This window comes from Kutzneria sp. NPDC052558 (assembly GCF_044547355.1).
GTDB lineage: Bacteria > Actinomycetota > Actinomycetes > Mycobacteriales > Pseudonocardiaceae > Kutzneria.
Map to the genome: position 1 here is coordinate 130,721 of NZ_JBIUAG010000018.1, position 23,249 is coordinate 153,969.

The window sequence follows — 23,249 nt, forward strand, 5'->3', positions numbered from 1 at the left end:
ACGCAGCTGCGTCACCGAACGCCAGGCCCTCTCACTGCGCCAGTATCGGCCTTTTCCTAGCACGGAAAAGCGTCATGAAGGGCCCCATACTGACGTTCAACGTCAGTATGGGGCCCTTCATGACATGAACCGGCCCCCGCCTCGGCAACGGCGGGGGCCGGTTCCTCACTTCCGGGCGGAGGGTCTGACCGTCCACATGAGAATCAGCAGTCCGATGAGGATGGCCCCGCCCGCGACCAGTCCGGTCACCCCGAACGGCAGGTCGGCCATCTTGCCGTCGGACAGGGCATAGGCGGTGGCGAACAGGCCGCCGATGCCGAACAGCAGGCTCACCAACCGGGGGCCGCCCCGGCGTTCGAGATCAGCCACGGGTCACCTCGATGTTGCCGGCGCCGGAGTGCACATCGAGGATGATGGTGCCGGCGGGGTTGTCCACGGTGTCGGTCACGTGCAGGTCGATGTCGTGCCAGTCGGCGCTGCGGGTCAGGCAGTGCACCGGCCCCACGTTGGAGGTGCAGGTGAGGTCCACGTTGGCGTTGGCCGGCACGATCACCCGGGCCAGCCCGGCGTCCACGCTGACCGTGGTGCGGGCGGGCTTGTCCTTGTCCAGCTTGAGTTCGGTCAGGTCGAGCCGGACGTCGCCGAGCGAGCGGGCGTAGCTGGGCGCGAGGTCGTCGGTCGGCGTGGCCCGCAGGTCGCCGAGGCCGGCGCTGCCGCCGGTGGGCGAGTTGGTCAGCGCCACCGCGGCCAGCCCGACCAGCACGGTCGGCACGATCAGGCCGCGCCCGCCGCGCAGGAACGCCCCGACCACCAGGCCGCCGGCCAGCACGCCGACGACGATGCCGAGGATGTGCGGCAGGGTCAGCCAGGTCAGGCCCAGTCCGACCTTGAGGACGAGCAGCGCGGCGGCGGTCAGCACGGCCACGCCCATGGTGACGCCGCCGACCGGGGAGCGCCGCCGGCGCGGCCGGACCGCGAGGGTCTTGTCCTCGTCGGTCACGGTGGCCACCGTGACGGGCTCGTTCGGGTCGTGCAGGTCCCACTGGAGCGGGGCCGCGCCCAGCGGGTCCCAGTCGGCCGGCGCGGCGGCACCAGGCGCGTAGCTCGGTGCGGTCATCGGTCCCCCTGACATGGTGGTGGGTGCGCCGGCAACCCCCTGGTCGGCGCGGTGTCGGTGCAGCAGGAACAGCCCGCCCAGCAGCGCGGCCGCGCTGACCACACCGCCGACGAAGCCGTAGGTGCCGTCGAACATGGTGAAGAAGGCCGGCACGCAGACGATGGCCAGGAAGATGGTCATGCCCCGCGACATGGAGCTCGAACCGTGGCCGATCATCGCCTCGAGACCCGAGGCCTCGTCGTTCTCCTCGGCCAGCAGCAGCCACGCCAGCAGGTAGAGCAGAACGCCGGCGCCGCCGACGACGGTCCCGGCGACCAGTGCCACTCGCACGATCACCGGGTCGATGCCGTAACGCCGCCCGATGCCGGCCGCGACACCGGCCACCATCCGGCCCTGCCGCAGACGCCGGGGCCGGGTGGCCCAGAAGTCCGCGACCATGGCCTCGATGTTGATCCCGGAGTGCTTGGTCGTGTTCACGGTGACGAGCATGCGGCCTGGCGCGGGCCCGCGGCATCCGGGAGCCCCCTGAAACAATCCCCGGGCTCGTCCCTGATGGCCGCGGGCCCTCGCGCGTGTGACCATTTCGGGGTGAGTTCGCAGCTGGCCGAGGAACAGACCGCGACACCGGAGGTGTTCGCCGACCGCAGGTTGCACCGCAGCGGGTCGAACAAGATCGTCGCCGGGGTGGCCGGCGGCCTGGCCGACCACCTGGGTGTGCCGGTGGTGTGGGTGCGCGGCGCCTTCGCCGTGCTGACCGTGGTCGGTTTCGTCGGCCCGCTCTCCTACGTGCTGCTGTGGATGTTCGCCGCGCAGACGCGGCCGGACGATCGCGCCGACGAGATGAGCGCCAAGGAACGCCAGCAGGGCATCGCCATGCTGGCCATCGCCGGCGGCCTGTTCCTGGTGCTGACGATGCTCAACGGCTCGGTCGCCGGCTGGATCCTGGTGCCGGTGGTCGTCGGCATCGGCGGGGCCGCGCTGGTGTGGCGGGAGGCCGACGAGGCGCAGCGGCGCAAGTGGCGCGACGACGCCCGCACCGGCGTGTCCGGCTTTGTCATCGGAGACGGCCGGCAGGCCCGCATCCGCGTGGCCGCCGGGGTGCTGCTGGTGTGCGTCGGCGTCACCCTGTTCCTGTTCGGGCAGATCTCGCCGGCGCTGGTGCCCAGCGTGCTGATCGCGGTGCTGGCCACGCTGGTCGGCGTCGCGGTGATCACGGTGCCGTGGTGGCTACGCCTGGTCCGTGACCTGGACGACGAGCGCCGGGCCCGCATCCGCGACCAGGAGCGCGAGGAGATCGCCGCCCACCTGCACGACTCCGTGCTGCAAACCCTTGCCCTGATCCAGAAGCAGGCGGAGAGCCCGCGCGAGGTGGTCAAGCTGGCCCGCAGCCAGGAACGGCAGCTGCGGACCTGGCTGTACGGCCCCACCGGCTACGGCCGGGGCCGCTCCGCGCCGGCCGAGGCCGGCGACGCGGCGGAGGCCCCGATCAGCTTCGGCACCCTGCACGAGGCCATCGCCGTGGCCTGCGGCGAGGTCGAGGACACCTTCGACGTGAAGGTCTCGCAGGTGGTGGTGGGCGACTGCCCGATGGACGTGAAGCTGACCGCGCTGGTGCAGGCCGCCCGCGAGGCGATCGTCAACTCGGCCAAGCACTCCGGCGTCGGCGAGGTCAGCGTGTACGCCGAGATCGAGCCGGACACGGTGACCGTGTTCGTGCGGGACCGGGGCAAGGGCTTCGACCCGGAGCAGGTGCCGACCGACCGGCACGGGCTCGCGGACTCGATTCGGGGCAGAATGGACCGGCACGGCGGCACGCTCCGTCTCCGCACGTCACCGGGGGAGGGCACCGAGGTGCAGCTGGAGATGCCCCGCAAGAAGGAGGCCAAGGCGTGACGACTCCGCAGGACGAGCAGCGCAAGCCGGTGCGGGTGTTCCTGGTCGACGACCACGCGCTGTTCCGGGCCGGGGTGCGGGCCGAGCTGGCCGCGCACGGCGAGGACGTCGAGGTGGTCGGGGAGGCCGGCTCGGTCGGCGAGGCGGTCGCCGGCATCGCGCACCACCACCCGGACGTCGTGCTGCTGGACGTGCACATGCCCGACGGCGGCGGGGCCGAGGTGCTGCGCCGGGTCCGGCCGGCCAACCCGTCGGTGGTGTTCCTGGCCCTGTCGGTGTCCGACGCCGCCGAGGACGTCATCGCGGTCATCCGCGGCGGGGCCCGCGGCTACGTCACCAAGACCATCTCCAGCCAGGAGCTGGCCCAGTCGGTGCGCCGGGTGTCCGAGGGCGACGCGGTGTTCTCGCCGCGGCTGGCCGGCTTCGTGCTGGACGCCTTCTCCGAGCGGCCCGGGGCGGCCCCGATCGCCGACCCCGAGCTGGACCTGCTGACCCCGCGCGAGCGCGAGGTGCTGCGCTTACTGGCCCGGGGCTACGCGTACAAGGAGATCGCCTCCGAGCTGTTCATCTCCGTGAAGACGGTGGAGACGCACGTGTCCAGCGTGCTGCGCAAGACTCAGCTCTCGAACAGGTACGAGCTGTCCCGCTGGGCCACCGACCGCCGCTTGGTGTGACGGCCGTAGTTCTCCAGCTCCAGCTCCAGGGTGTCGATGACGTGCGCGACGGTGTGCGTGCCCTCCGGGCCGCCGCCGCTGTGCACGCCCTTGCGCGGGTGCCAGAACACGGCTAGCCCCGCGACGATCACTGACCCGATGACCACTGCCCACAGCATGCCCACGCTCCCCGAATCCGTTCCCATCCCAGCCAACGGATCCGGGGAGCGCCCGGTTCAAACGGTCTCGGGTTGGCGCCGCTCGACCGGTTCGACCGCGGGCCTGCGGGCCTTGAGCCTGGTCAGGCCCACACCGACCAGCACGATCACCATGCCGGCGATCTCGTGCAGGGTCAGCGCCTCGTGTAGGAAGATCACGCCGAGCAGCACCGAGACCACCGGCAGCAGGTAGGCCACCATGGACGCGGCGGTCGGGCCCTCGTTGGCGATCTGGGCGTGCTGGAGCAGGAAGGCGAAGCCGGTGCCGAACACACCCAGCACGACCACCGCCAGCAGCGCCGGCCCGTCGAAGGTGATCGGCTGGAGGCCGTTGAACGGCAGCACCAGCGCGCTCATCACGGTGGCGGTGAGCATCTGGGCGGCGGCCAGGCCGCCGGGCGCGACGCCCTTGTTGGCCAGGAAACGGCCGGCGTAGACCACGCCGACGCCGTAGCTGGCCGCCGCGACCAGGCAGACCGCCGCCCCGCCCAGGTTGACGCCGGTGGCCTGCCATGGCGAGAAGATCAGCAGCACGCCGCCGAAGCCGACCACCACACCCAGAATCGTGTTCAGGCCGAGCCGGCGGACGCCGCCGAACAGGAACACGCACGGCACCGCCCACAGCGGCGTGGTCGAGTTGATGACGCCGGTGAGCCCGGAGTCGACGGTCTGCTCCCCGATCGCGAACAGCGTGAACGGCAGCACGTTGGCGAAGAACACGTACACGACGAGGTGGCCCCACATCCGGCGGCCGCGCGGCAGCGGCGTGTGGCGGGCCAACGCGATCGTGCACAGCACGAGCGCGCCCAGCGCCACCCGGGCGAAAACCATCTGGGACGGCGAGAGCGCGGCCAGGCCCAGCTTGATCCACAGGAAGCTCGAACCCCAGATCAGGGCGAGCGAAACGAGTCGAAAGAGGCTTCCCGGAGTCGTCACACGATGAGCTTGCGGGACGCGAAGCATCAGAACAAGTGAAATAAACTTCAGAACCTTTAAGCTGACCTGTAGAATACGGGCATGCTCGACGTGCGCAGGATGCAGGTGCTGCGGGCGGTGGTGACCAGTGGATCCATCACCGCGGCGGCGACCAATCTGGGCTACACGCCCTCGGCCATCAGCCAGCAGATCTCCGTGCTGGAACGGGAGGCCGGGCTGCCGCTGCTGGCCAAGGTCGGCCGCGGTGTGCAGCCGACCGCCGCCGGCAAGCTGCTCACCGACCACGCCGCCACCATCGCCGACAACCTGGCCGAGGCCGAGCGGGCCCTGGCCGACCTGCGCGAGGGCCGCACCGGCACGCTGCGCGTGCGCTACTTCTCCACCGCCGGCGCCGCCCTGGTGCCGCAGGCCGTGGCCGAGTTCCGCAAGCTGCATCCGGACGTGCAGCTCGACCTGGCCAACGTGGAGCCGCTGGATCCCATCCACGAGGCCGCCGCCGGCCGCGCCGATGCGTCCATTGTGGTCGTCGCCGACGAGAAGAAGCCGCCGCTGCACGGAATCCAGCTCGTGCACCTGCTCGACGACCCGTACTCGGCCGTGCTGCCGCACGGGCATCCGTTGGCCGACAAGGAGATTCTCGATCTGTCCGACCTGGCCGGCGAGCCGTGGGTGGACAACGAGCACTACGCCGCCTCCAGCTGGACCTGCCGCCAGATCCTGCTCGACGCCTGCGCCTCCGCCGGCTTCAGCCCGAGCTTTTCCTTGCAGTGCAACGACTACACCACCGCTCAGGGCTTCGTCGCCGCCGGCCTGGGCATCAGCATGATCCCCCGCCTCGGCCTGGCCACGCTCACCCCGGGCATCGTGGTCCGGCCGGTCGGCAAGCCCGAGCCCATCCGCCGCATCTACGCCGCCGTGCCCGAGTTCACCGCCGACCAGCCGGCCACCGCCGCCCTCATCCGCTGCCTCCGCACCGCCGCCGAGAGCGTCAACTGACGCTTGGAAGGGGGCTTTCCTCCACTCCGAGTGGAGGAAAGCCCCCTTCCAAGCGTGAAGTCAGTTGGGGAGGGGTTGGCGGGACTGGGCGTCGATGAGGAGGGCGCCGTCCTGTTGGACCAGGGTGAAGATGTCGGCTTCCTTGCTGGTGGAGCCGTCCTTGTTCTTGTACGTCACCACGGCGCTGACCCGGTCCTTGCCGGCCGCGGTCACCTTGGTCGCCTTGACCTCGTCGACGCCGGACCAGAACGCGCGGTAGCCGTCCGCGCCGCCGGAGCTGGCCTGCATGTTCGGCGTGAGGTGCTGGAAGGCCTCGGAGGTGTTGTCCGGCAGCAGCTCGAAGTAGCCCTGCACGGCGTGCACCAGGTCGCTCGGGCTGGGCCCGGCCGAGGTGGTGGTCGTGGTTGTGGTCGTCGTGGTCGTGGTGGTGCTGCTGGTGGTCTTCTGTGTGGTCGTGGGCGCGGCGGTGGTCTGCGCCGGCGTGTCGTCCACGGTCTGCGTCGGCGGCGCGGCGGTGTTCTGCCCGGCGTTGGCGCGGCCGCCGGAGTTGGAGATGGCGCTGGCCACCAGGATGCCGACGACCGCGGCGGCGACGACGGCCAGCACGGCCAGCACCATGGGGCGCTTGCTGCTGGTCTTGGCGGCCGCGGGCGGGATGGACTGCTCCCCCGGTCTGAGACCGGGCGGCCGGGTGTTCGGGCCGGAGCCCATCATCCCGGCGCCCATCGGCGCGCCGACCCGGGTCGGCTGCGGCTGGGGCTGGCGGTCGAAGGGCCGCGCGTCCAGCCGGGTGGGGCCGGGGCCGACGGACAGGGGCGGCTGGATCTGGCGGGTGGTGCCGGGCGCGGGCGGCTGGTTCACGCGCCACGTGGGCGCGGCCGACGGACCCAGCAGCGCCGGCGGCACGGGCCGGCCGGCGGCCACCGCGGACAGGCCCTCGTGGGCCTGCCGCATGGTCGGGCGCTCCTTGGGGTCGGCGGCCAGCAGGCGCATCAGCAGCGCGTGCAGCGGGCCGGCCTGCCGCGGCGGGTTGACCACGCCGGCGGCCACCAGGTGCAGCAGGGCCAGGGTGTTCTCGTTCAGGCCGAACGGCGGCTCGCCCTCGACCGCGGCGTACACGGTGGAGCCCAGCGAGAAGACGTCCGAGGGCGGCCCGGGGTCGTAGCCCTTGGCCACCTCGGGGGCCAGGTAGGCGGGGGTGCCGGCGAGCATGCCGGTGGCGGTGACGGTGACGTCGCCGGTGGCCCGGGAGATGCCGAAGTCGGTGATCTTCACCGTGCCGTCGTTGCCGATCAGGATGTTGCCGGGCTTGATGTCCCGGTGCACGATGCCGGCGGCGTGCGCGGCGTCCAGCGCCATCGCGGCCTGGGCCAGCACCCGGGCGGCCTCCTGCGGCGGCATGGTGCCCCGCTCGGCCAGGATCGCCGACAGGCTCCGGGACGGCAGGTACTCCATGATCAGCCACGGATTGCCGTCTTCTTCGGCCACGTCGTAGACGGCGATCGCGTGCGGATGCTGCAACCGGGCGGCGATCCGGCCCTCGCGCATGGCGCGCTGCTTGGCCTCGTGCGACTCGGCGGCGCTCATGCTGCTGTTGAGCAGCAACTGCTTGACCGCGACCGTGCGGTGCAGCCGCTCGTCGCGTGCGGTCCACACCACGCCCATCGCGCCGCTGCCGATCCGGTTGGTCAGCCGGTACCGGCCAGCGACCAGACGACCGTCGTCAGTCACGGGTGCAGTCTCTCCTCGGTGCGCTGGTCGGCGGCAGGCGCGGCCCGCCGTCCATCCGGCGGGACGGGTACCCCAGGTTAGGGGGTCACCCTGTCAGTACCCGGTCAATCCGACCGTGCGTTGTGACACGCCACTCAACTCGCCGGCCAGTATTCCACGCCTCGATGAGCGTCACCCGTTTGGCGGACTTGCCGCAGCTCAGCCCAGGATGCCGGAGATCGTTCCGACCAGGCCGTCGAGCAGGCCGGGCGACTGGGGGGTGGACGACGGCGGCGTGTTGTTGCTGCCTGGGCTGGCGTTGGTGTTGCTGGGGGTGCTGGGCGACGTCGAGTTGTTGCCGTTGCCCGCCGTCGGGGAGGGCGCCGTGGTGCCCGACGGGGTCGACGAGCTGGGCGGTGTCGTCGACGTGGTGGTGGGCGGAGGCGTCGTGGTCGAGGTCGCGCCGGCGCCGTTCTGCGCCTGCTGGCTGGCCGTCACGTACGGGGCCACCCGCGGCGGGGCCGCGTGCTTGTCGGTCGACGTCGAACCGCCGGGGGTGCTGCTGTCCGTGGTGACCTGCTCGGTGCCCCGGGGCGCGAGCGGGGCGTCGAGGGCCTGGCCGCGCGGGCCGCCGCCGTCGACGACGGTCAGCGGCACGCCGTTGCCGTTGGCCGAGTTCTGGTTGGTGTCGGCGTTCTGGACATGCACGATGCTGGCCGCCACCGCGCCGCACAGGGCCGCGACGCCCGCGGCCGCGGCGGCGATCTTCGGGGCCTGCTTGCGGCGCTGCTCGCGGGGCAGGCGGCCCTCGCGGCGCAGCAGCTCGCGGATGTAGATCTCACGGCTGGGGGTGTCGTCGCAGGACGGCGTCTGGACCGTGGGCGCATCGACCAGCTCGGTCCGCTCCGGCTCGGCGGCGCGGGCGGCGGCCTTGGCGGCGGCGCGCTCGGCGTCCATGGCCTCGACGTCGAGCGGCGCGAGCAGGGTCTGCTCGCCCTCGACCTCGTGCAGCACCGGCATCGGGAACTGGTCGGTGTCGGCGTTCACCCCGACGAAGGGGCGCACGTCGTCGGCGCGCTCCTCCACGTACTCGTACGCCTCGGAATAACCCGTGGCGGGATACGGTTCGGGCGAGTAGTAGTCGTCCTGCACCACCGGAATGACGTCCGTGGTCTCGCACGCGGTGGGGGCCGGGGCCGTCCACTCCGGGCGGGAAGGCGCCTGCTCGCCGCGATGGCGAGCGAGCAGCTCGGACACGGGGATCTGCCGGGTGGCCGTGGTCGTGCCCACCCTCGTCGAGTCCTCGTACACCGTCGCGTCACCTCTCCGTCGGATCACTGACCGTGGTTTTGATACCGGATCAGAGGAGAGGCGTCACCAGTTTGGGTTAGAAGGTGCGACGAATTGAGCTACTTAGCGCAGGCTTAATCGGCCAAACGGCCTAGTGGTGTACGGCTAGTTGTTGTTTCGATGCCCACCTGTGACCTCCGGGCCGCAACGCCCGGGACGCGCCCGCGGACCACGATCGGCACCCGCTCGGCTCAGCCCTGCTGGGCCGACAGCACCTGCGCGTCGATGATCTTGGGCTGACTGCCGCCGTCCACCCGCAGTAGTTGCTCCACATGCAGCCAGTCACCATCGGCCTGTTGGATGCCGATCACGCCGAGCACCGTGCCGTCCGGCTGGGCCTCGATCCGTTCCGCCCGCACGGCCCGCACCGCGGACCAGGACCGGATGAATCCGGTCGGGTCGAGGTCGGCCAGCGTGCCGCCGATCATGGACAGCGCGTTCCGGGGGTTCTCGGCCACTGTCTTATAGAAGTCACGGACCACGTCCACCGCGCTGGGCACCGGATTGGCCGCCAGCGCCCGCGGGCTGACGGTCGTGCTCGTGGAGGTGGCGGCGGGCGACTCGGTGGTGGGTCCGGCGCTCAGCGGCGCGGCCAGCACCGTGTTTCCGGCCACCTGGGTGGCCAGCACGTCCGGCATCAGGGCGCCCGTCCCGGACAGCGCCTGCGGCCGGGGCGCGGTCACCAGCGCCGCGCGGGCCGGCCGGGAGTCGCCGGTGATCATGGATGCGGCGGTGATGGTGCCGGCCAGTGTGATCACGCCGACCAGCACGCCCAGCAGCTTGAGGGCCGTGCTGGTGCGCGGATCGCTGTCGTCGGGCAGGCCGTTGCCGCCGAGCAGATCGCCGAGCAGCCCGTCGGTGGCGGCCTCCTCCGGCGACATGATGCGCACCGAGCCCGGCTGCCGCCGGATCAGGTCGGCCACGCTGACCGAACCGCCGCGGCTGTGCCGCCTGCCGCCAGCAGGACGCTCCACGGACGTCTCCTCGTAGGAACCGAAGCCGAGTTGGGTAGGTGCACTCGTACCGGGATCGAGCCGGTGCGGGCCAGTTCTGGCGCAGAGTTCACCGCTTCGAGCGGGCCGTGGCTAGACACCTTCACTCGAAGGAATGAACGTGGCTGGAGAGGTTTTCATTCCGTCAACCGTTGACGGGCGTGTCCTCGCTGATCAGCGGCAACGTGCCCGGGGTGAAGGCCAGCACGTGCTGCTCCGAGTTGGTGGTGCCGTCCTTGTGCGTGACCAGCACCGTGTTGATGGTGATGCCCTTGCCCGGATCGATGGTGATGCCCTGCACCTGCACCGAGGCCACGTCCTGGTAGCGATGTTGCAGCGCCGCCTCGCCGTCGGCCTTGAGCGCGCCCGAGGTCAGTTGGTAGGCCTCGCCGACGTTGGACGTGACCGCGGCGAAGAAGTGCTGGGTCTGCTGGGCGATCTTGCCCGGGTCGACGACCGGGTCGGTCACGCCGGTCACGGTGGTGATCGTCGGCTGGGCGCTGGTGTGGGTCGGGCCGCCCTGCGGGCTCGAGGCCGAGGTCGGCGCGTGGCCGGTCGTGCGCGGCCCGGCCGTGGAGTTGCCGTCGGTGGCCGCGACCGCGGTCGGCGCCCCCGGCGGCAGCAGCCGCGTCGGGACGTCCGTGGTCGTCGGCAGCGGCACCTGGAAGGGATTGCCCGGGAACGACTCGATCTGCGTGCGCATCCGGGACGGGCCGACCAGCAGCGTGGCCACGACCACCAGCGCGATCAGCGCCGCGGCCGACGAGCCCACCGAGAACCAGGCCGCCCGGCGCCAGGTGCGCGGCGGCGTGACCGAGGCTGGCACCGTGCCCAGGTCGAACTTGCGCAGCCCGACCGGATCGGTGTCCAGCACCGGGTCGATATCGATCGCCGGCACCGCCGGCAGCGGGATCGTCGGCTCGTCGCTCGGGCGCAACAGCACCGGCTTGGCGTGGGCCGGGCGCAGGCCGCTGCGGGGCGTCAGGTGCGGCGGCGCGGACGACGACCGCCGGTGACGCCCCTGCTCCGCCCGCCCTGCCTCGCCGCTCATACCCCTAAGACCCTCCCGGGTTTCCCTTCTGACGCGGGATTCCGGTCTGGACCGGTCCAGGGTGGAATCACCCCGTCAGAAGACCTCAGGGTAGGGCGTGAAGGCGGGCCGAGCGGCGCTGGTCCCACTCCCGCGCCGGGTTACACCCGGTCGAGTGAGGGCCGTGACTACTGGTCGCTGCCACTGCCCAGCTGCTTGCGGGCGTCCTGGAGCCCGCGCAGCGCCGTGCCGCCCGCGCCGACCGCCACGATGATCGCGATGATCTCGAAGAACAGGCTGCCGGTGGCCATCAGCAGCGCCAGCAGCGAGGCCACGGTGATGATGCCGGCCTGCGGCCAGCGCGACCGCACCCATTGGGCGATCGGCGCGCCGCCGGCCCGGCGGCTGGCCGCCGACCCGAGCACGAACAGGTATCCGTCGTAGCCGACCGCGGCCACGAGACTGGCCAGGGCGATGATGACGGCGATGAACTCCATGCCCCCAGTGTGCGCGGTTCCCGCCCGCACGGCATCGGTGACATCCCGGAGACCGACTCAGGGCTGTGTTTGTGGCGCCGCCTTCGGCGTCGCGGCTCGGCCCCCGGGTAGCCGGTGCTGTGTTTTTGCCGCGCGTTCCGCGCGGGACTCGGCCCCCGGGTAGCCGGCACTGTGTTCTTGCCGCGCGTTCCGCGCGGGGCTCGGCCCCCGGGTAGCCGGTGCCTCGCCCTTGCTGGATTTAGCCCGCCGCATCGGGCTCGGGTGGGTGGTTGCGTCGGGTGGCGGCGGGCGAAATCCAGCAACCGGGCGAAGCACCGGCGGGGCCTCGCGCTCTCCGCGGTTGGCGGCCGTCTCCGACCGTCACCTTCCCAAGGGGCCGCGGCCCATGCGCAGCAGGATCAGGGCGATGTCGTTGCCCTCGGGGCCGAGGCCGTCGCGGTAGCGGGCCAGGATGTCGATCTCCCGGTTGTGCACGATCTTCGTGCCGCCGTTGGCCATCCGGACCTTGCCGACGATGGCCGACACCTCGGCCCGGCGCCTGACCAGCCGGATGATCTCGGCGTCCAGGTGGTCGATCTCGGTGCGCAGCGAGGGGATGTCGGGGGTGGCGTCCGCGTCCTGACTCGGCTGGTCGCTGACTGGCGTGCTCACGTTGGTGTCCTCCGTGCTGGTTCGGAGAGCCGGACCCGGCACACGGAAGCCCCGGGTCCGAGGACTCCGGGGCTTCTGCGGTGGTCGTCTGGCGCTACGCGACCACGGGAGCCGGAGTCCGGTTCCCGTAGAAAAACTCGTACTGGCGAGCGCACATGGAGGCAGTCTGGCACAGCGGGCGGCGTCGCGTCGACCCGTCCGTGACGGGACTGTCGGTGGGGCCGGGTAGCGTTGGTGGCGATGAGCGCTCTGTTCGATCTGCCCACGAATCCGCCGGTGCGGGCGACCGGTCCCGACGCGTTGCTGGAGGGCCTGAACCCGCAGCAGCGCGAAGCGGTCGTGCACGCCGGCTCCCCCCTGCTCGTGGTGGCCGGCGCCGGCTCCGGCAAGACCAAGGTGCTGACCAGCCGCATCGCCTACCTGTTGGCGGCGCGCGGCGTGCACCCCGGCGAGATCATGGCGATCACCTTCACCAACAAGGCCGCGGCCGAGATGAAGGAGCGGGTCTCCGGCCTGGTCGGCCGGCGGGCCAACGCGATGTGGGTGTCGACCTTCCACTCCATGTGCGTGCGGCTGCTGCGCCGCGAGGCCAAGACCCTGGGCATGTCGTCCAACTTCACCATCTACGACAGCGACGACTCCCGCCGCCTGGTCACCCTGGTGGCCCGCGACCTGGACCTGGACCCCAAGCGCTATCCGGCGCGCACGCTGGCCGTGCACATCTCCAACCTCAAGAACGAGTTGGTGGACGCCGAGACGGCCAAGGACCGGGCGGCCAACGACCTGGAGCGCCGGGTCGCCGAGGTGTACGAGTCCTACCAGCAGCGGCTGGGCCTGGCCAACGCCATGGACTTCGACGACCTCATCATGCGTTCGGTCGAGCTGCTCCAGCGGTTCCCGGACGTGGCCGAGCACTACCGGCGGCGGTTCCGGCACGTGATGGTCGACGAGTACCAGGACACCAACCACGCGCAGTACACCCTGGTGCGTGAGCTGGTCGGCACCGGCGAGGGCGGCGTCGCCCCGGGCGAGCTGTGCGTGGTCGGCGACGCCGACCAGTCCATCTACGCCTTCCGTGGCGCGACCATCCGCAACATCGTCGAGTTCGAGCGGGACTACCCGCAGGCGCGCACCATTCTGTTGGAGCAGAACTACCGCTCCACGCAGACCATCCTGAGCGCCGCCAACGCCGTGATCGCCCGCAACCCCAACCGCCGCGACAAGCGGCTGTGGACCGACGCCGGGGACGGGCAGAAGATCGTCGGCTACGTCGGCGACAACGAGCACGACGAGGCCGGCTTCGTGGCCGGCGAGATCGACCGGCTGGTCGACGCGGGCGACTTCACCAACGGCGACATCGCCGTGTTCTACCGCACCAACAACCAGTCCCGGGTCTTTGAAGAGATCTTCATCCGACTCGGGCTGCCCTACAAGGTCGTCGGCGGCGTCCGCTTCTACGAGCGGCGCGAGGTTCGGGACGCGTTGGCCTACCTGCGGGTGCTGGCCAATCCTGACGACGCCGTCAGCCTTCGGCGCATCCTCAACGTGCCCAAGCGCGGCATCGGGGACCGGGCCGAGGCCTGCGTCTCCGCGCACGCCGAGCAGCAGCGCATCGGCTTCGCCACCGCGCTGCGGGAGGCCGCCGCCGGCAAGGTCGCGCTGCTCAATCCCCGCTCCCGCAACGCCATCGCCGGCTTCGTGGCCATGCTCGACGAGCTGCACCAGGCCGTGGAGCGGGGCGAGGACGTCGGCGACATCCTCGACCAGGTGCTCGACGTCACCGGTTATCGGGGCGAGCTCGAGGCCAGCGACGATCCGCAGGACGCCTCCCGGCTGGACAACCTGACCGAGCTCATCACCGTGGCCCGGGAGTTCACCCAGTTCAACCTGCCCGAGGTCGACGAGGCCGATCCGGATCCCGTGCCGGTCAACAGCCTGGACGCCTTCCTGGAGCGGGTCTCCCTGGTCGCCGACTCCGACTCCGTGCCCGATTCGGACGACGGCGTCGTCACGCTGATGACCTTGCACACCGCCAAGGGCCTGGAGTTCCCCGTCGTGTTCTCCACCGGCTGGGAGGACGGGGTCTTCCCGCACTCCCGGGCGCTGGGCGACCCCGCCGAGCTGGCCGAGGAGCGCCGGCTGGCCTACGTCGGCATCACCCGGGCCCGTGAGCGCCTCTACCTGTCCCGGGCCTTGATCCGGTCCGCGTGGGGCCAGCCCGCCGCCAACCCCGAGTCCCGCTTCCTCGGCGAGATTCCGGCCGACCTCGTCGAGTGGCGCCGCGTCGAGCCCGAGCGCGCCGCCCCCACCGTCACCACCACCTGGGGCCGCCGCTCCTCCTCGTTCGGCGAGTCCTCCTCCCGCGGCACCCCTGCCTTCGCCAAGGGCTGGCAGAACACCCCCACCCTCGAGCTCGAGGTCGGCGACCGCGTCAACCACGACAAGTACGGCCTCGGCACCGTCGTCGCCACCGACGGCTCCGGCCCCCGCGCCACCGCCACCATCGACTTCGGCTCCGCCGGCACCGTCCGCCTCATGCTCATCGGCGGCGTTCCCCTGGTGAAGCTCTGATCCGACCCGCCTGAGTGATACGGAAAAGCCTTTCTGGTATCACTCGGGCGGGTTGAGTGCTACAGAGGTATCACTTCGTCGGGTGACGTGATACTTAACCGGCTCCAGGTATCATTGTGGTACGGAGTTGGGGGTGGGTAGCGGTGTTGATCGAGTCGTTCAGCGGCCGGCAGCGGGAGCACGTCGTGCCGGCCGAGCGCGGCTACCTGGCCTTCGTGCCACCCAAGCTGCCGCCCGAGGTGGACTTCGACACCGCGCTGGTGCGCCGGCTCTCGACCGCGGACCGGGCGCTCGGTCAGCTCGCCGGGGTCGGTCGCACGCTGCCGAACCCGTACCTGCTCGAGCAGACCATGCTCCGGCGGGAGGCCGTGCTGTCCAGTCGGATCGAGGGCACGCAGGCCACCCTCTCCGATCTGGTGCGCTACGAGGTCGCGCCGGCCGCGGCGAAGGCCGACGACGTCGCCGAGGTCTACAACTACGTCGCGGCGGTCGAGCATGTGCTCGACCCGGACCGCCGGCTGCCGCTGAGCCTGCCGCTGCTGCGCGAGGCCCACGAGATCCTGCTGTCCGGCGTGCGCGGCGGCTACGCCACACCCGGAGACTTCCGGCGGACTCAGAACTGGATCGGGCCGCCGGGCTGTGTGCTGGACACCGCCACCTATGTGCCGCCGCCCCCGGAGCGGTTGTGGGAGTGCCTCGACGCGTTCGAGAAGCACCTGCACGCCGACCACGACCTGCCGCCACTCGTCACGATCGCCTGTCTGCACTACCAGTTCGAGGCCATCCATCCGTTCATCGACGGCAACGGCCGGGTCGGCCGGCTGCTGGTCGCGTTGCTGTTGGTCGAATGGGGGCTCCTTCCCGGGCCGCTGCTGGACCTGTCGGCCTACCTGGAGCCGCGGCGGGACGAGTACTACGCGCGGCTGCTGGCCGTGACGATCGACGGTGACTGGAAGGGATGGATCTCCTTCTTCCTCGACGTGGTGGCGAACCAGGCCGGCGACGCGTTGCGCCGTGCGCACGCGTTGCAGGGCCTGCGGGAGGACCTCCGCGGCCGGGTGACCGGGCTCCGGTCGTCCAGCCTGGCGCCGCGTCTGGTCGACGCGCTGTTCGAGACGCCGGCGATGACCATCGGCCGGGCCGCGAAGGTGCTGGGGGTTACCCACCGTGCCGCGACCCTCAATGTGCAGAAGCTGGTCGAGGCCGGGGTGCTGACCGAGGTGCCCAGCACCGGACGGGCCCGGCTGTTCCTGGCCGAGGATGTGCTGACCGTGCTGTCCCTCGAGTACTAGCGCAGGGCGTGGCGGGCGTAGGCGCGGACGTCGGCGTCGGGATCGGCGAGGGCTTCGGTGAGGACGGTGATGGCCTCGGCGGAGGCAGGGAGCTGGCCGAGGGCGCGGACGGCGGCGCGGCGGACGTTGGGGTGGGGGTCGGCGACGGCGGCGAGCAGGTGGCCGGTGTCGGCGAGGGCGGTGGCGGCCTCGCGGACCTGCCAGGCCTCGTCGGTGAAGGCGTCGGCGGCGTGGGGCCGCAGGGTGTCGGCGCCGGAGGCGAGGGCGGCGGCGCGGACCAGAGGGTCGGGATCGGTGGCCAAGGGGACCAGGGCGGCGTTGGCTGCGGTGTCGGCGATGGAGCCCAGGCCGCGGGCGACGGCGATGCGGACCTCGCGGGAGGAGTCGGCGGCGGCCGAGGCGAGGGGCCCGGAGGCGGAGAGGGAGACGAGGCCGTGCACGGCCTCGATGCGGACCGCGGGCTCGGGGTCGAGGAGGGCCGCGGCGAAGGCGTCCCGGGAGCCGAGGCGTAGGGACCGCAGGAGATAGAGGGCGGTGGCCCGGACGGCGGGCTCGGCGTTGTGGACGGCGCGGAGCAGCCGGGCGGCCAACTGCTCCGAACCTTCGACAACCTCCACCAGCTCCCGCAGGCCGGCGGCGGCGGCCAGACGCACAGCGGGGGCGGGGTCGTCGAAGGACTCGGCCAGCGCCAGGGGGAAGCCGGTGGGGGTGGTCTCGGTGAGGGTGGTGACGGCGGTGACGCGGACCTCCTCCACCGGGCTGGCGAGGTAGGGGCGGAGATCGGCGAGGGAAGGGGAGGCGTCGGCCAAGGCGAGGAGGGCGACGAGGTCGGGGGAAGCGCCGGCGGAGCGGGAAGGGCGGGGGGAAAGCGAAGCGGGGGCGAAGGAAGCGGGGACGTGGCGGGCGATGAGGGTGGCGGGACCGCCGACCGGCGAGGGGAATTCGGGGACGGGGACCAGATACGGCGCGACGGGGCGGCGGAGGAACTCCATGGCGCCGTCGGCGGCCCGGCGGAGGTTGAGGTGGGCGAACCAGGTCTCGTCGTCACGGGACGGGTGGTCGAGACGGTCGTGGTAGAGGCCCCAGCGGGACTCGGTGCGGACCAGAGAACTCCGAGCGGCCATCTCGGCGCAGTCGCGGATGAAGGTGACCTCGACGCAGCGCATGAGCTCATGGGGAGTGCGAGCGCCCATGGCGGCGATCTCGGTGCGCATGCGGGAGAAGTGCTCGATGGCGATCTCGAGGCGGTTGGAGCTCTTGGGCGGGGCGACGTAGTCGTTGACGAGGCGGCGGAGCTTGTACTCGACCTGAGGCTGGGGCGGACCGTCCGGATTGGACAGTGGACGGTAGATGAGCTCGTGGGCGGCGGAGATCTGGTCCTCCGGCAGGGGAACGCGGGGGGCGTCCACCGAGGCGGCGTGGGCGCCGGAGAGGTCGCCGAAGACGAAGGCGCCGATCATGTAGTTGTGGGGCACGCAGGCGAGGTCGCCGGCGGCGTAGAGGCCGGGGACGGTGGTCTGGCCATGCTCGTCGACCCAGACCCCGGAGGCGGAATGGCCGCCGCACAGGCCGATCTCGGAGATGTGCATCTCGACGTCATGGGTGCGGTAGTCGTGGCCCCGACCGGCGTGGAAGGCGCCGCGGGTGGGGCGTTCGGTGGTGTGCAGGATGCCTTCCAGGGCCCGGACGGACTCCTCGGGAAGGTGGGAAAGCCGGAGGTAGACGGGACCCCGCTCGGAGTGGATCTCCCGGGCGACCTCGGCCATCATCTGGCCGGACCAGTAGTCGCAGTCGACAAAACGATCGCCGGCAGCGTTGGCCTGGTAGCCGCCGAAGGGATTGGCGACGTAGGCGCAGGCGGGCCCGTTGTAGTCCTTGATCAACGGATTGATCTGGAAGCACTCGATGCCGGACAGCTCGGCCCCGGCGTGGTAGGCCATGGCGTAGCCGTCGCCGGCGTTGGTGGGATTCTCGTACGTGCCATAGAGATAGCCGCTGGCCGGCAGGCCCAGCCGTCCACACGGGCCGGTCGCCAGCACCACAGTGCGAGCCGACACGGTGACGAACTCGCCGGAGCGGGTGTCGAAGCCGACGGCGCCGACGGCCCGGCCGGCCGAGGTCAGGACGCGGACGGGCATGACCCGGTTGGTGATGGTGACCAGGGACCGCATGCGCTTCTCGCGCAGCACCCGGTAGAGGACCTTCTTGACGTCCTTGCCCTCGGGCATCGGCAGCACGTAGCTGCCGGAGCGGTGCACCCGCCGCACGGCGTACTCGCCGTAGGAGTCCTTCTCGAACTTGACGCCGTAGCCCTCCAGCCGCCGCACCATGTCGTAGCCCCGGGTGGCGGTCTGCATGATGGTGCGCTGGTTGACGATCCCGTCGTTGGCCCGGGTGATCTCGGCGACGTAGTCCTCGGGGGTGGCCTTGCCGGGAATCACGGCGTTGTTGACGCCGTCCATGCCCATGGCCAGCGCCCCGGAGTGCCGCACGTGGGCCTTTTCCAGCAGCAGCACGCAAGCGCCGTGCTCGGCGGCGGAGATGGCGGCCATGGTGCCGGCGGTGCCGCCGCCGATCACCAGCACGTCACAGCTCAGTTCACGGCGTTCGGTCACGAGGTGCTCCCCAGGGCGGCCAGGATCTCGGTGCGGGCGGCGGAGTTGTCGCCGTCGCCGCGTGGCACGGGAACGTCCACAATGGACTTCAGGGACCGGTCGCCGAGCACCGCGACCCGGTCGCCGAGGAACACGGCCTCGTCCACGTCGTGGGTGACGAAGACGATGGTGGTCGGCTGCTGCGACCAGACGTCGACCAGCAGCAGCTGCATGGCCCGCCGGGTCTGGGTGTCCAGCGCGCCGAAGGGCTCGTCGGCCAGGATCACCCGCGGCCCGCTGGCCAGGGTGCGGGCCAGCTGAACCCGCTGCCGCATGCCGCCGGACAGCTCGCGGGGCAGGTGGTCGGCGTAGCCGCCGAGGCCGACGCGTTCGATCCACGACAGGGCCTGGGAGCGCCGGGAAGTCCTTGGCACGCCGCGAATCGCCAGCGGCAGCTCGACATTGCGGCGGACGCTGCGCCACGGCAGCAGCCCGTCCTCCTGGAACACCAGGGCCCGCTCGGACGAGGTGCGCACGATCGGCCGGCCGTCCAGGGAAATGCTGCCGCCCGACGGTCGGTGCAGGCCGGCCAGGGTGCGCAGCACGGTCGACTTGCCGCAGCCGGAGCCGCCGACGAGCACCAGGATCTCGCCGCCCTCGATCTTGAGGTCGATGCCTCGCAGCACCGGGGTTTCCCGGTAGCCGACGGTCAGGTCCTCGATCAGCATCATCGCGCGAGCTCCACTTCCCTGGGCAGCCAACGGGTCACGCGCCGGCCGACCAGCTCCACCGCCGCCGCGCTGCCGAAGCCCAGCAGCCCGATGGTCAGCATGCCGACGATCACGCCGGGATAGTCCACAACCGTGTAGGCCTGCCAGGTTCGGTAGTCCACGCCGTACTGGCCGGAGATCATCTCGGCCGAGATCACGCAGATCCACGCCACGCCCATGCCGACCGACAGCCCGGAGAACACGCCGGGCAGCGCCCCCGGCAGCACCACGCTCCACAGCACCCGCCGGCCGTTGCCGCCCATGGTGCGCACGGCTTCCTCCCACACCACCGGCAGCGCGGTGACGGCGTGCCGGGTGGACACCAGGATCGGGAAGAACGCGGCCAGGAAGGTGATGAAGACGATGCCTTGCTCGTTGCTGGGGAACAGCAGGATGGCGATGGGCACCATGGCGATGGCCGGGATCGGCCGCAGCACCTCCAGCGGCGGCGACACCAGGTCGCCGGCCAGCGCCGACCGCCCCACGGCCACGCCGATGGCCACACCGGCCAGCGCCGCCAGCGCGAAGCCGATCAGGATCCGGGCCAGGCTGTCGCCCAAGTCCTGGTAGTACAGGGAGGTCTGCAACTGGTAGCCCAGATCGCGGGCCACGTCCACTACCGTCGGCAGCCGGTCGAAGTGCAGCCAGAAGTTCACGTGCAGGCTTGTCAGCAGTTGCCATAACAGCAGGGCGGCGACCAGGGAACCGCCGCGCAGCAGGTGTTTTCTCATGCCAGCCTCACTGCGGTGGGATAGTCGACGATTCGGGATCCGGGATGGGCCGAGACGTAGGCCCGCGCCTCGGCCTCGGTGTCGAACGGGCGTAATCCGTTGCCGTGCACCCAGTACGACTTGTCGGCGAACCAGCGCGTGCCGGTGAGAGCGTCGTCCACGTAGGCGGCGCGGACCTTCTTCGAGCTGTCACGGATCAAGCGCAGCAGGGCGTCCGGCGACGACGCCGTGACGGTGGACGAATCCCCGGCGAACCAGACCTCGCCGGCGTTCACGGGGCGATGAACCGACGGCACCGCAAGCGAAGACAGCGGCTTGGTGTCCACAAAGGAGGAAAGGTCCAGCCCCTTGATGCCGCCGATCGAGCGTAGGAAAGGAATGTCCTTCTGTAGGGCGGAGATCAGGTCCGGCCGCAGGGTCGGGTCGAAGGTGACCAGCCCGTTGGGCCCGTTGTAGAGGTACACCACCTCCGGCGCGAGCCCGGTGGCGGCGGCGACCTTCTGGGCCGCCGCCATGGGGTGAGCGTTGAGGAAGGCGGTGGCGTCCAGCTGGGCCTGGAGAAAGGCCTGCACCACATCGGGATTCGACGCCGCGTACTTCTGCCGCACGACAACTCCGTGCCAGGTGGGCAGGTTGAGCGCCGCGCCGTCGTACAGCAGCCGGGCCTGGCCGGCGAACACCAGCTGCCCCGGCCACGCCACGAACTGCCCCAGCGCGTCCACCGCCCCGGCCCGCAGCGCCGACGCCCCGACCGCCGGGTCCTGGTTGATCATCTGCACATCGCGGTCGGGATCGAGGCCGAGTCCGGACAGCGCCCGCACGGTGGTGCCGTTGCCGGCCGACCCGATGCTGGTGGAGATCCGCTTGCCGCGCAGGTCGGCCAGCGAGTGGGCCGGCGACGAGGACGGGACGACCACCATGTTCAGGGCCCCGCGCAGGTTGTAGCCGGTGGCCGAGACCAGCGCGGTCCGCCCGTCGCCGAACTCCTGGGTCCGGGAGGCGTTGATCAGCAGCGGGAAGTCGCCCATCGACCCGATGTCGATCTTCCCGGCCACCATCTGGGCGGTGATCGGCGCGCCGGTGGAGTAGTCCTGCCAGTCGACCCGGTACGCCTTGCCGGTGCGACGACCCAGCTCCGACAGCCGCTGCTCCAGGTAGCCCTGGGCCCGCAGCAGCGTCCCGGCGGTGACGGTGTTGATCGTCTTGGACTGGTAGCCGACCACCACGGTGACCACGTTCGACGCCGCCCCGGAGGCCACCGAGCACGCGGACAGCAACGCCAGCAGCAGCGCCGGCCAGGCCCGTCTCACCGGATCAGGTAAGGCATGTTGACAGTGACCGCCCCGGTGGGGCAGCGCGCCGCGCACGGTCCGCAGTACCAGCACTCGTCCACGTGCATGTAGGCCACGTCGGTCTCCGGGTTGATGGCCAGCGAGTCCAGCGGGCACACGTCGACGCAGAGTCGGCATCCCTTTACGCACAGTGACTCATCGATCACGACCGGGACATCCGCCCGGTTGGGCGCCAAAGCCATGGCGAAACTCCTCTTTACGGTCGAAGTCGACTTATCGGTCGAGCACCGCGCGCATGGTGAGCCGGTCCCCGCGGAACCGGATGAACTCCAGATCGACCGGGCGCCCGTCGGCCAGCCGGGTCAGCCGCTCCACGAGCAGGAGCGCCCCGCCGCGCGGCAGGTCGAGCACGGCGGCCACGTGCGGGTCGGCGTTGACCGCCTCCATGCCGATCTCGGCCCGGCCCAGCGGCTGCCCGCAGATCCGCTCCAGCAGCGTGAAGACGTCGTTGTGTACGAGGTCCTCGGCCAGCAGCGGCTCGCCGACGTCGGCCGGCAGGTAGGTGAGGTCCAGCGACAGCGGCAGCCCGTTCAGCCGGCGCAGCCGCTCGACGCAAACGATTGCGGCCCCGGTCTCCAACCCGAGCCGGTCGGCGATCACGCCGGTGGCGGCCAGCGCGCCCGAGGTCCGCACCTCGTTGCTGACCTCGCCGTGCTCGTGCAGCGTCTCGGCCAGCCCCATCAGCCGGTTCAGCCCGTGCGGGTACTTGCGGGCCACCACCACGGTGCCGATGCCCGGCGACCGCTCGATCAGCCCGTCGGCCCGCAGCAGCTCCAGCGCCTCCCGCACGGCGTTGCGGGTGGCGTCGAACTCCCGGCCGAGAAGTCGCTCGTCGGGCAGCACGCCGTCGGTGAAGTCGCCGTCGAGCACCTGCCGGCGCAGGGCGTCGGCGATCTGCCTCGCCCGGTCCGCCCGGGGCCGTCGCGGTTGCGGGTCCATGACGCCGAACGGTCCGGAGAAGCCATTTCCGGGCGATGACGGACATGTTTCAGTGGTGTTACGCCACCTGGTCAGGCCCCTTGGCCCAGCACGGACGCGGGTTGCGCCACCGGGGCCGGGAAAGCCCCGGTTCAGATACTGGGATTTTTCTGTCGGGGTCCGACGTACTGTCGCGTACACGCCGATCCGGACCCTGACAAGGGGGCATCGGGCAGCTCTTCACGGCATGGAGTCACCGTGAAGAGTTCGAGAAGTGGAGCCGGACACACTCGGCGACAGGAGGGATCACGGGGGTTATCCCAAACAGGAGGAACAGCGGTGGAGCGAGTTCGGGTAGGGGTCCACGCGGGCGACCCGATCACCCTGGCCGGGGTGGCCAGTCACCTGCGCGCACGTCCTGAATTCCAGCTGGTGGGGGAGCGCCAGTTCGGAGAGGCGGCCGTGCTCGTGGTGTGCGCCGACGTCGTCACGTCCGAGGTCATGTCGGCGCTGCGCCGGTTCACCGAGAACTCCTCGGCCCGGTGCGTGCTGGTGACCAACGAGCTGCGCCAGGCCGACCTGCTCGCCGCTGTGGAGTGTCGGGTGGTGAGTGTGCTGCCCCGGGCGGACGCCACGGGCGACCGTCTGGCCAGCGCGGTGGTCGCCGCGGCGAGGGGCCGCGGCGACCTCCCGCCCGACCTGCTGGGCGAACTGCTCTCGCAGGTGGAGCGCCTCCAGCGGGACGTGCTCGGCCCGCGCGGCCTGACCACCTCGGGGCTGGCCCCGCGTGAGGTGGACGTGCTGCGGCTGATGGCCGAGGGCTGGGACACCGCGGAGATCGCGGAGAAGCTCTCGTACTCGGAGCGGACCGTCAAGAATGTCGTGTATGCGGTGATGAGCCGGCTCGGTCTGCGCAACCGTCCGCACGCGGTCGCCTACGCGCTGCGAGCTGGGGTTATCTAGCCGCGGTCTTGGGCC

The 23,249-nt window shown here is 71.2% G+C and carries 22 protein-coding genes; 6 read left to right on the forward strand and 16 right to left on the reverse strand.

Going from position 1 to position 23,249, the window contains the following annotated elements; translation table 11 throughout:
* Positions 1-165 precede the first annotated feature (165 nt).
* Together ACIG5F_RS29665 and ACIG5F_RS29670 are read right to left on the reverse strand one after the other, a co-directional pair.
* Positions 166-369 carry a hypothetical protein gene (locus ACIG5F_RS29665; RefSeq protein WP_211765073.1) on the reverse strand — a complete coding sequence of 68 codons (204 nt, stop codon included), beginning with the start codon at positions 367-369 and terminating at the stop codon, positions 166-168.
* Positions 362-1,594, reverse strand: a complete 1,233-nt coding sequence (locus ACIG5F_RS29670; protein ID WP_396523032.1) for a PspC domain-containing protein — start codon at positions 1,592-1,594, stop codon at positions 362-364. Before ACIG5F_RS29670 ends, ACIG5F_RS29665 begins: the two co-directional genes overlap by 8 nt.
* A gap of 75 nt (positions 1,595-1,669) precedes the next feature.
* On the opposite strand from ACIG5F_RS29670, the gene ACIG5F_RS29675 reads away from it, so the two are divergent.
* Positions 1,670-3,010, forward strand: a complete 1,341-nt coding sequence (locus tag ACIG5F_RS29675) for a PspC domain-containing protein (protein ID WP_396523034.1) — start codon at positions 1,670-1,672, stop codon at positions 3,008-3,010.
* Complete coding sequence (locus tag ACIG5F_RS29680; protein WP_396523036.1) at positions 3,007-3,684, forward strand: response regulator; 678 nt, start codon at positions 3,007-3,009, stop codon at positions 3,682-3,684. The genes ACIG5F_RS29675 and ACIG5F_RS29680 overlap by 4 nt, the downstream gene beginning before the upstream one ends.
* Here ACIG5F_RS29680 and ACIG5F_RS29685 read toward each other — a convergent pair.
* On the reverse strand, positions 3,627-3,842 hold the full coding sequence (locus tag ACIG5F_RS29685; protein WP_396523038.1) for a hypothetical protein: 216 nt from the start codon (positions 3,840-3,842) through the stop codon (positions 3,627-3,629). The genes ACIG5F_RS29680 and ACIG5F_RS29685 overlap by 58 nt on opposite strands.
* Before the next feature lie 57 nt (positions 3,843-3,899).
* The gene (locus ACIG5F_RS29690; protein WP_396523040.1) at positions 3,900-4,817 is read right to left on the reverse strand and encodes a DMT family transporter; all 918 of its coding nucleotides are present in this window, start codon (positions 4,815-4,817) and stop codon (positions 3,900-3,902) included.
* An 81-nt stretch (positions 4,818-4,898) separates the two neighbouring features.
* Between ACIG5F_RS29690 and ACIG5F_RS29695 the strand changes: the two genes are divergently transcribed.
* Positions 4,899-5,813, forward strand: a complete 915-nt coding sequence (locus tag ACIG5F_RS29695) for a LysR family transcriptional regulator (protein ID WP_396523042.1) — start codon at positions 4,899-4,901, stop codon at positions 5,811-5,813.
* A gap of 60 nt (positions 5,814-5,873) precedes the next feature.
* On the opposite strand, the gene ACIG5F_RS29700 is transcribed toward ACIG5F_RS29695, so the two are convergent.
* The 6 genes from ACIG5F_RS29700 to ACIG5F_RS29725 form a co-directional block, all read right to left on the reverse strand.
* A complete protein-coding gene (locus tag ACIG5F_RS29700) occupies positions 5,874-7,544 on the reverse strand; it encodes a protein kinase (protein ID WP_396523044.1) in 1,671 nt (556 codons plus the stop codon).
* 198 nt (positions 7,545-7,742) lie between these two features.
* Positions 7,743-8,834: a hypothetical protein gene (locus tag ACIG5F_RS29705; RefSeq protein ID WP_396523046.1), complete on the reverse strand. Its 1,092-nt coding sequence runs from the start codon at positions 8,832-8,834 to the stop codon at positions 7,743-7,745.
* Between the two features lie 230 nt (positions 8,835-9,064).
* The gene (locus ACIG5F_RS29710; protein ID WP_396523048.1) at positions 9,065-9,847 is read right to left on the reverse strand and encodes a hypothetical protein; all 783 of its coding nucleotides are present in this window, start codon (positions 9,845-9,847) and stop codon (positions 9,065-9,067) included.
* Positions 9,848-10,010: 163 nt separating this feature from the next.
* The gene (locus ACIG5F_RS29715; protein WP_396523050.1) at positions 10,011-10,916 is read right to left on the reverse strand and encodes a hypothetical protein; all 906 of its coding nucleotides are present in this window, start codon (positions 10,914-10,916) and stop codon (positions 10,011-10,013) included.
* A gap of 167 nt (positions 10,917-11,083) precedes the next feature.
* A complete protein-coding gene (locus tag ACIG5F_RS29720; RefSeq protein ID WP_396523052.1) occupies positions 11,084-11,392 on the reverse strand; it encodes a hypothetical protein in 309 nt (102 codons plus the stop codon).
* A 360-nt stretch (positions 11,393-11,752) separates the two neighbouring features.
* Positions 11,753-12,043: a chorismate mutase gene (locus ACIG5F_RS29725; RefSeq protein ID WP_396523054.1), complete on the reverse strand. Its 291-nt coding sequence runs from the start codon at positions 12,041-12,043 to the stop codon at positions 11,753-11,755.
* A 240-nt stretch (positions 12,044-12,283) separates the two neighbouring features.
* Here ACIG5F_RS29725 and pcrA point away from each other — a divergent pair, with 240 nt between their 5' ends.
* Complete coding sequence (gene pcrA / locus ACIG5F_RS29730; protein ID WP_396523056.1) at positions 12,284-14,614, forward strand: DNA helicase PcrA; 2,331 nt, start codon at positions 12,284-12,286, stop codon at positions 14,612-14,614.
* A 143-nt stretch (positions 14,615-14,757) separates the two neighbouring features.
* The gene (locus tag ACIG5F_RS29735; RefSeq protein WP_396523058.1) at positions 14,758-15,906 is read left to right on the forward strand and encodes a Fic family protein; all 1,149 of its coding nucleotides are present in this window, start codon (positions 14,758-14,760) and stop codon (positions 15,904-15,906) included.
* Here ACIG5F_RS29735 and ACIG5F_RS29740 read toward each other — a convergent pair.
* The 6 genes from ACIG5F_RS29740 to ACIG5F_RS29765 are packed head-to-tail and all read right to left on the reverse strand — an operon-like array spanning position 15,903 to position 22,292.
* The gene (locus tag ACIG5F_RS29740; protein ID WP_396523060.1) at positions 15,903-18,521 is read right to left on the reverse strand and encodes a fumarate reductase/succinate dehydrogenase flavoprotein subunit; all 2,619 of its coding nucleotides are present in this window, start codon (positions 18,519-18,521) and stop codon (positions 15,903-15,905) included. The genes ACIG5F_RS29735 and ACIG5F_RS29740 overlap by 4 nt on opposite strands.
* Positions 18,518-19,231, reverse strand: coding sequence for an ABC transporter ATP-binding protein (locus ACIG5F_RS29745; protein WP_396523062.1), 714 nt, complete (start codon positions 19,229-19,231; stop codon positions 18,518-18,520). The genes ACIG5F_RS29740 and ACIG5F_RS29745 overlap by 4 nt, the downstream gene beginning before the upstream one ends.
* Positions 19,228-20,001 (reverse strand): ABC transporter permease, encoded by a 774-nt coding sequence (locus tag ACIG5F_RS29750; protein ID WP_396523064.1) that lies wholly within the window; start codon positions 19,999-20,001, stop codon positions 19,228-19,230. The genes ACIG5F_RS29745 and ACIG5F_RS29750 overlap by 4 nt, the downstream gene beginning before the upstream one ends.
* Positions 19,998-21,311, reverse strand: a complete 1,314-nt coding sequence (locus ACIG5F_RS29755) for an ABC transporter substrate-binding protein (protein ID WP_396523066.1) — start codon at positions 21,309-21,311, stop codon at positions 19,998-20,000. The genes ACIG5F_RS29750 and ACIG5F_RS29755 overlap by 4 nt, the downstream gene beginning before the upstream one ends.
* Complete coding sequence (locus ACIG5F_RS29760) at positions 21,308-21,535, reverse strand: ferredoxin family protein (RefSeq protein WP_396523068.1); 228 nt, start codon at positions 21,533-21,535, stop codon at positions 21,308-21,310. The genes ACIG5F_RS29755 and ACIG5F_RS29760 overlap by 4 nt, the downstream gene beginning before the upstream one ends.
* Before the next feature lie 31 nt (positions 21,536-21,566).
* Complete coding sequence (locus ACIG5F_RS29765) at positions 21,567-22,292, reverse strand: GntR family transcriptional regulator (protein WP_396523070.1); 726 nt, start codon at positions 22,290-22,292, stop codon at positions 21,567-21,569.
* A 318-nt stretch (positions 22,293-22,610) separates the two neighbouring features.
* Between ACIG5F_RS29765 and ACIG5F_RS29770 the strand changes: the two genes are divergently transcribed.
* Positions 22,611-23,234 carry a response regulator transcription factor gene (locus ACIG5F_RS29770; protein WP_396523072.1) on the forward strand — a complete coding sequence of 208 codons (624 nt, stop codon included), beginning with the start codon at positions 22,611-22,613 and terminating at the stop codon, positions 23,232-23,234.
* The last annotated feature ends 15 nt before the right edge of the window (positions 23,235-23,249 follow it).

Excerpts from the sequence above, each read along its gene's own strand:
- ACIG5F_RS29675 (WP_396523034.1), top strand. The coding sequence starts at position 1,670 with ATGGCCGCGGGCCCTCGCGCGTGTGACCATTTCGGGGTGAGTTCGCAG.
- ACIG5F_RS29685 (WP_396523038.1), bottom strand. The coding sequence starts at position 3,842 with ATGCTGTGGGCAGTGGTCATCGGGTCAGTGATCGTCGCGGGGCTAGCC.
- ACIG5F_RS29695 (WP_396523042.1), top strand. The coding sequence starts at position 4,899 with ATGCTCGACGTGCGCAGGATGCAGGTGCTGCGGGCGGTGGTGACCAGT.
- ACIG5F_RS29715 (WP_396523050.1), bottom strand. The coding sequence starts at position 10,916 with ATGAGCGGCGAGGCAGGGCGGGCGGAGCAGGGGCGTCACCGGCGGTCG.
- ACIG5F_RS29720 (WP_396523052.1), bottom strand. The coding sequence starts at position 11,392 with ATGGAGTTCATCGCCGTCATCATCGCCCTGGCCAGTCTCGTGGCCGCG.
- pcrA (WP_396523056.1), top strand. The coding sequence starts at position 12,284 with ATGAGCGCTCTGTTCGATCTGCCCACGAATCCGCCGGTGCGGGCGACC.
- ACIG5F_RS29745 (WP_396523062.1), bottom strand. The coding sequence starts at position 19,231 with ATGATGCTGATCGAGGACCTGACCGTCGGCTACCGGGAAACCCCGGTG.
- ACIG5F_RS29750 (WP_396523064.1), bottom strand. The coding sequence starts at position 20,001 with ATGAGAAAACACCTGCTGCGCGGCGGTTCCCTGGTCGCCGCCCTGCTG.
- ACIG5F_RS29760 (WP_396523068.1), bottom strand. The coding sequence starts at position 21,535 with ATGGCTTTGGCGCCCAACCGGGCGGATGTCCCGGTCGTGATCGATGAG.
- ACIG5F_RS29765 (WP_396523070.1), bottom strand. The coding sequence starts at position 22,292 with ATGGACCCGCAACCGCGACGGCCCCGGGCGGACCGGGCGAGGCAGATC.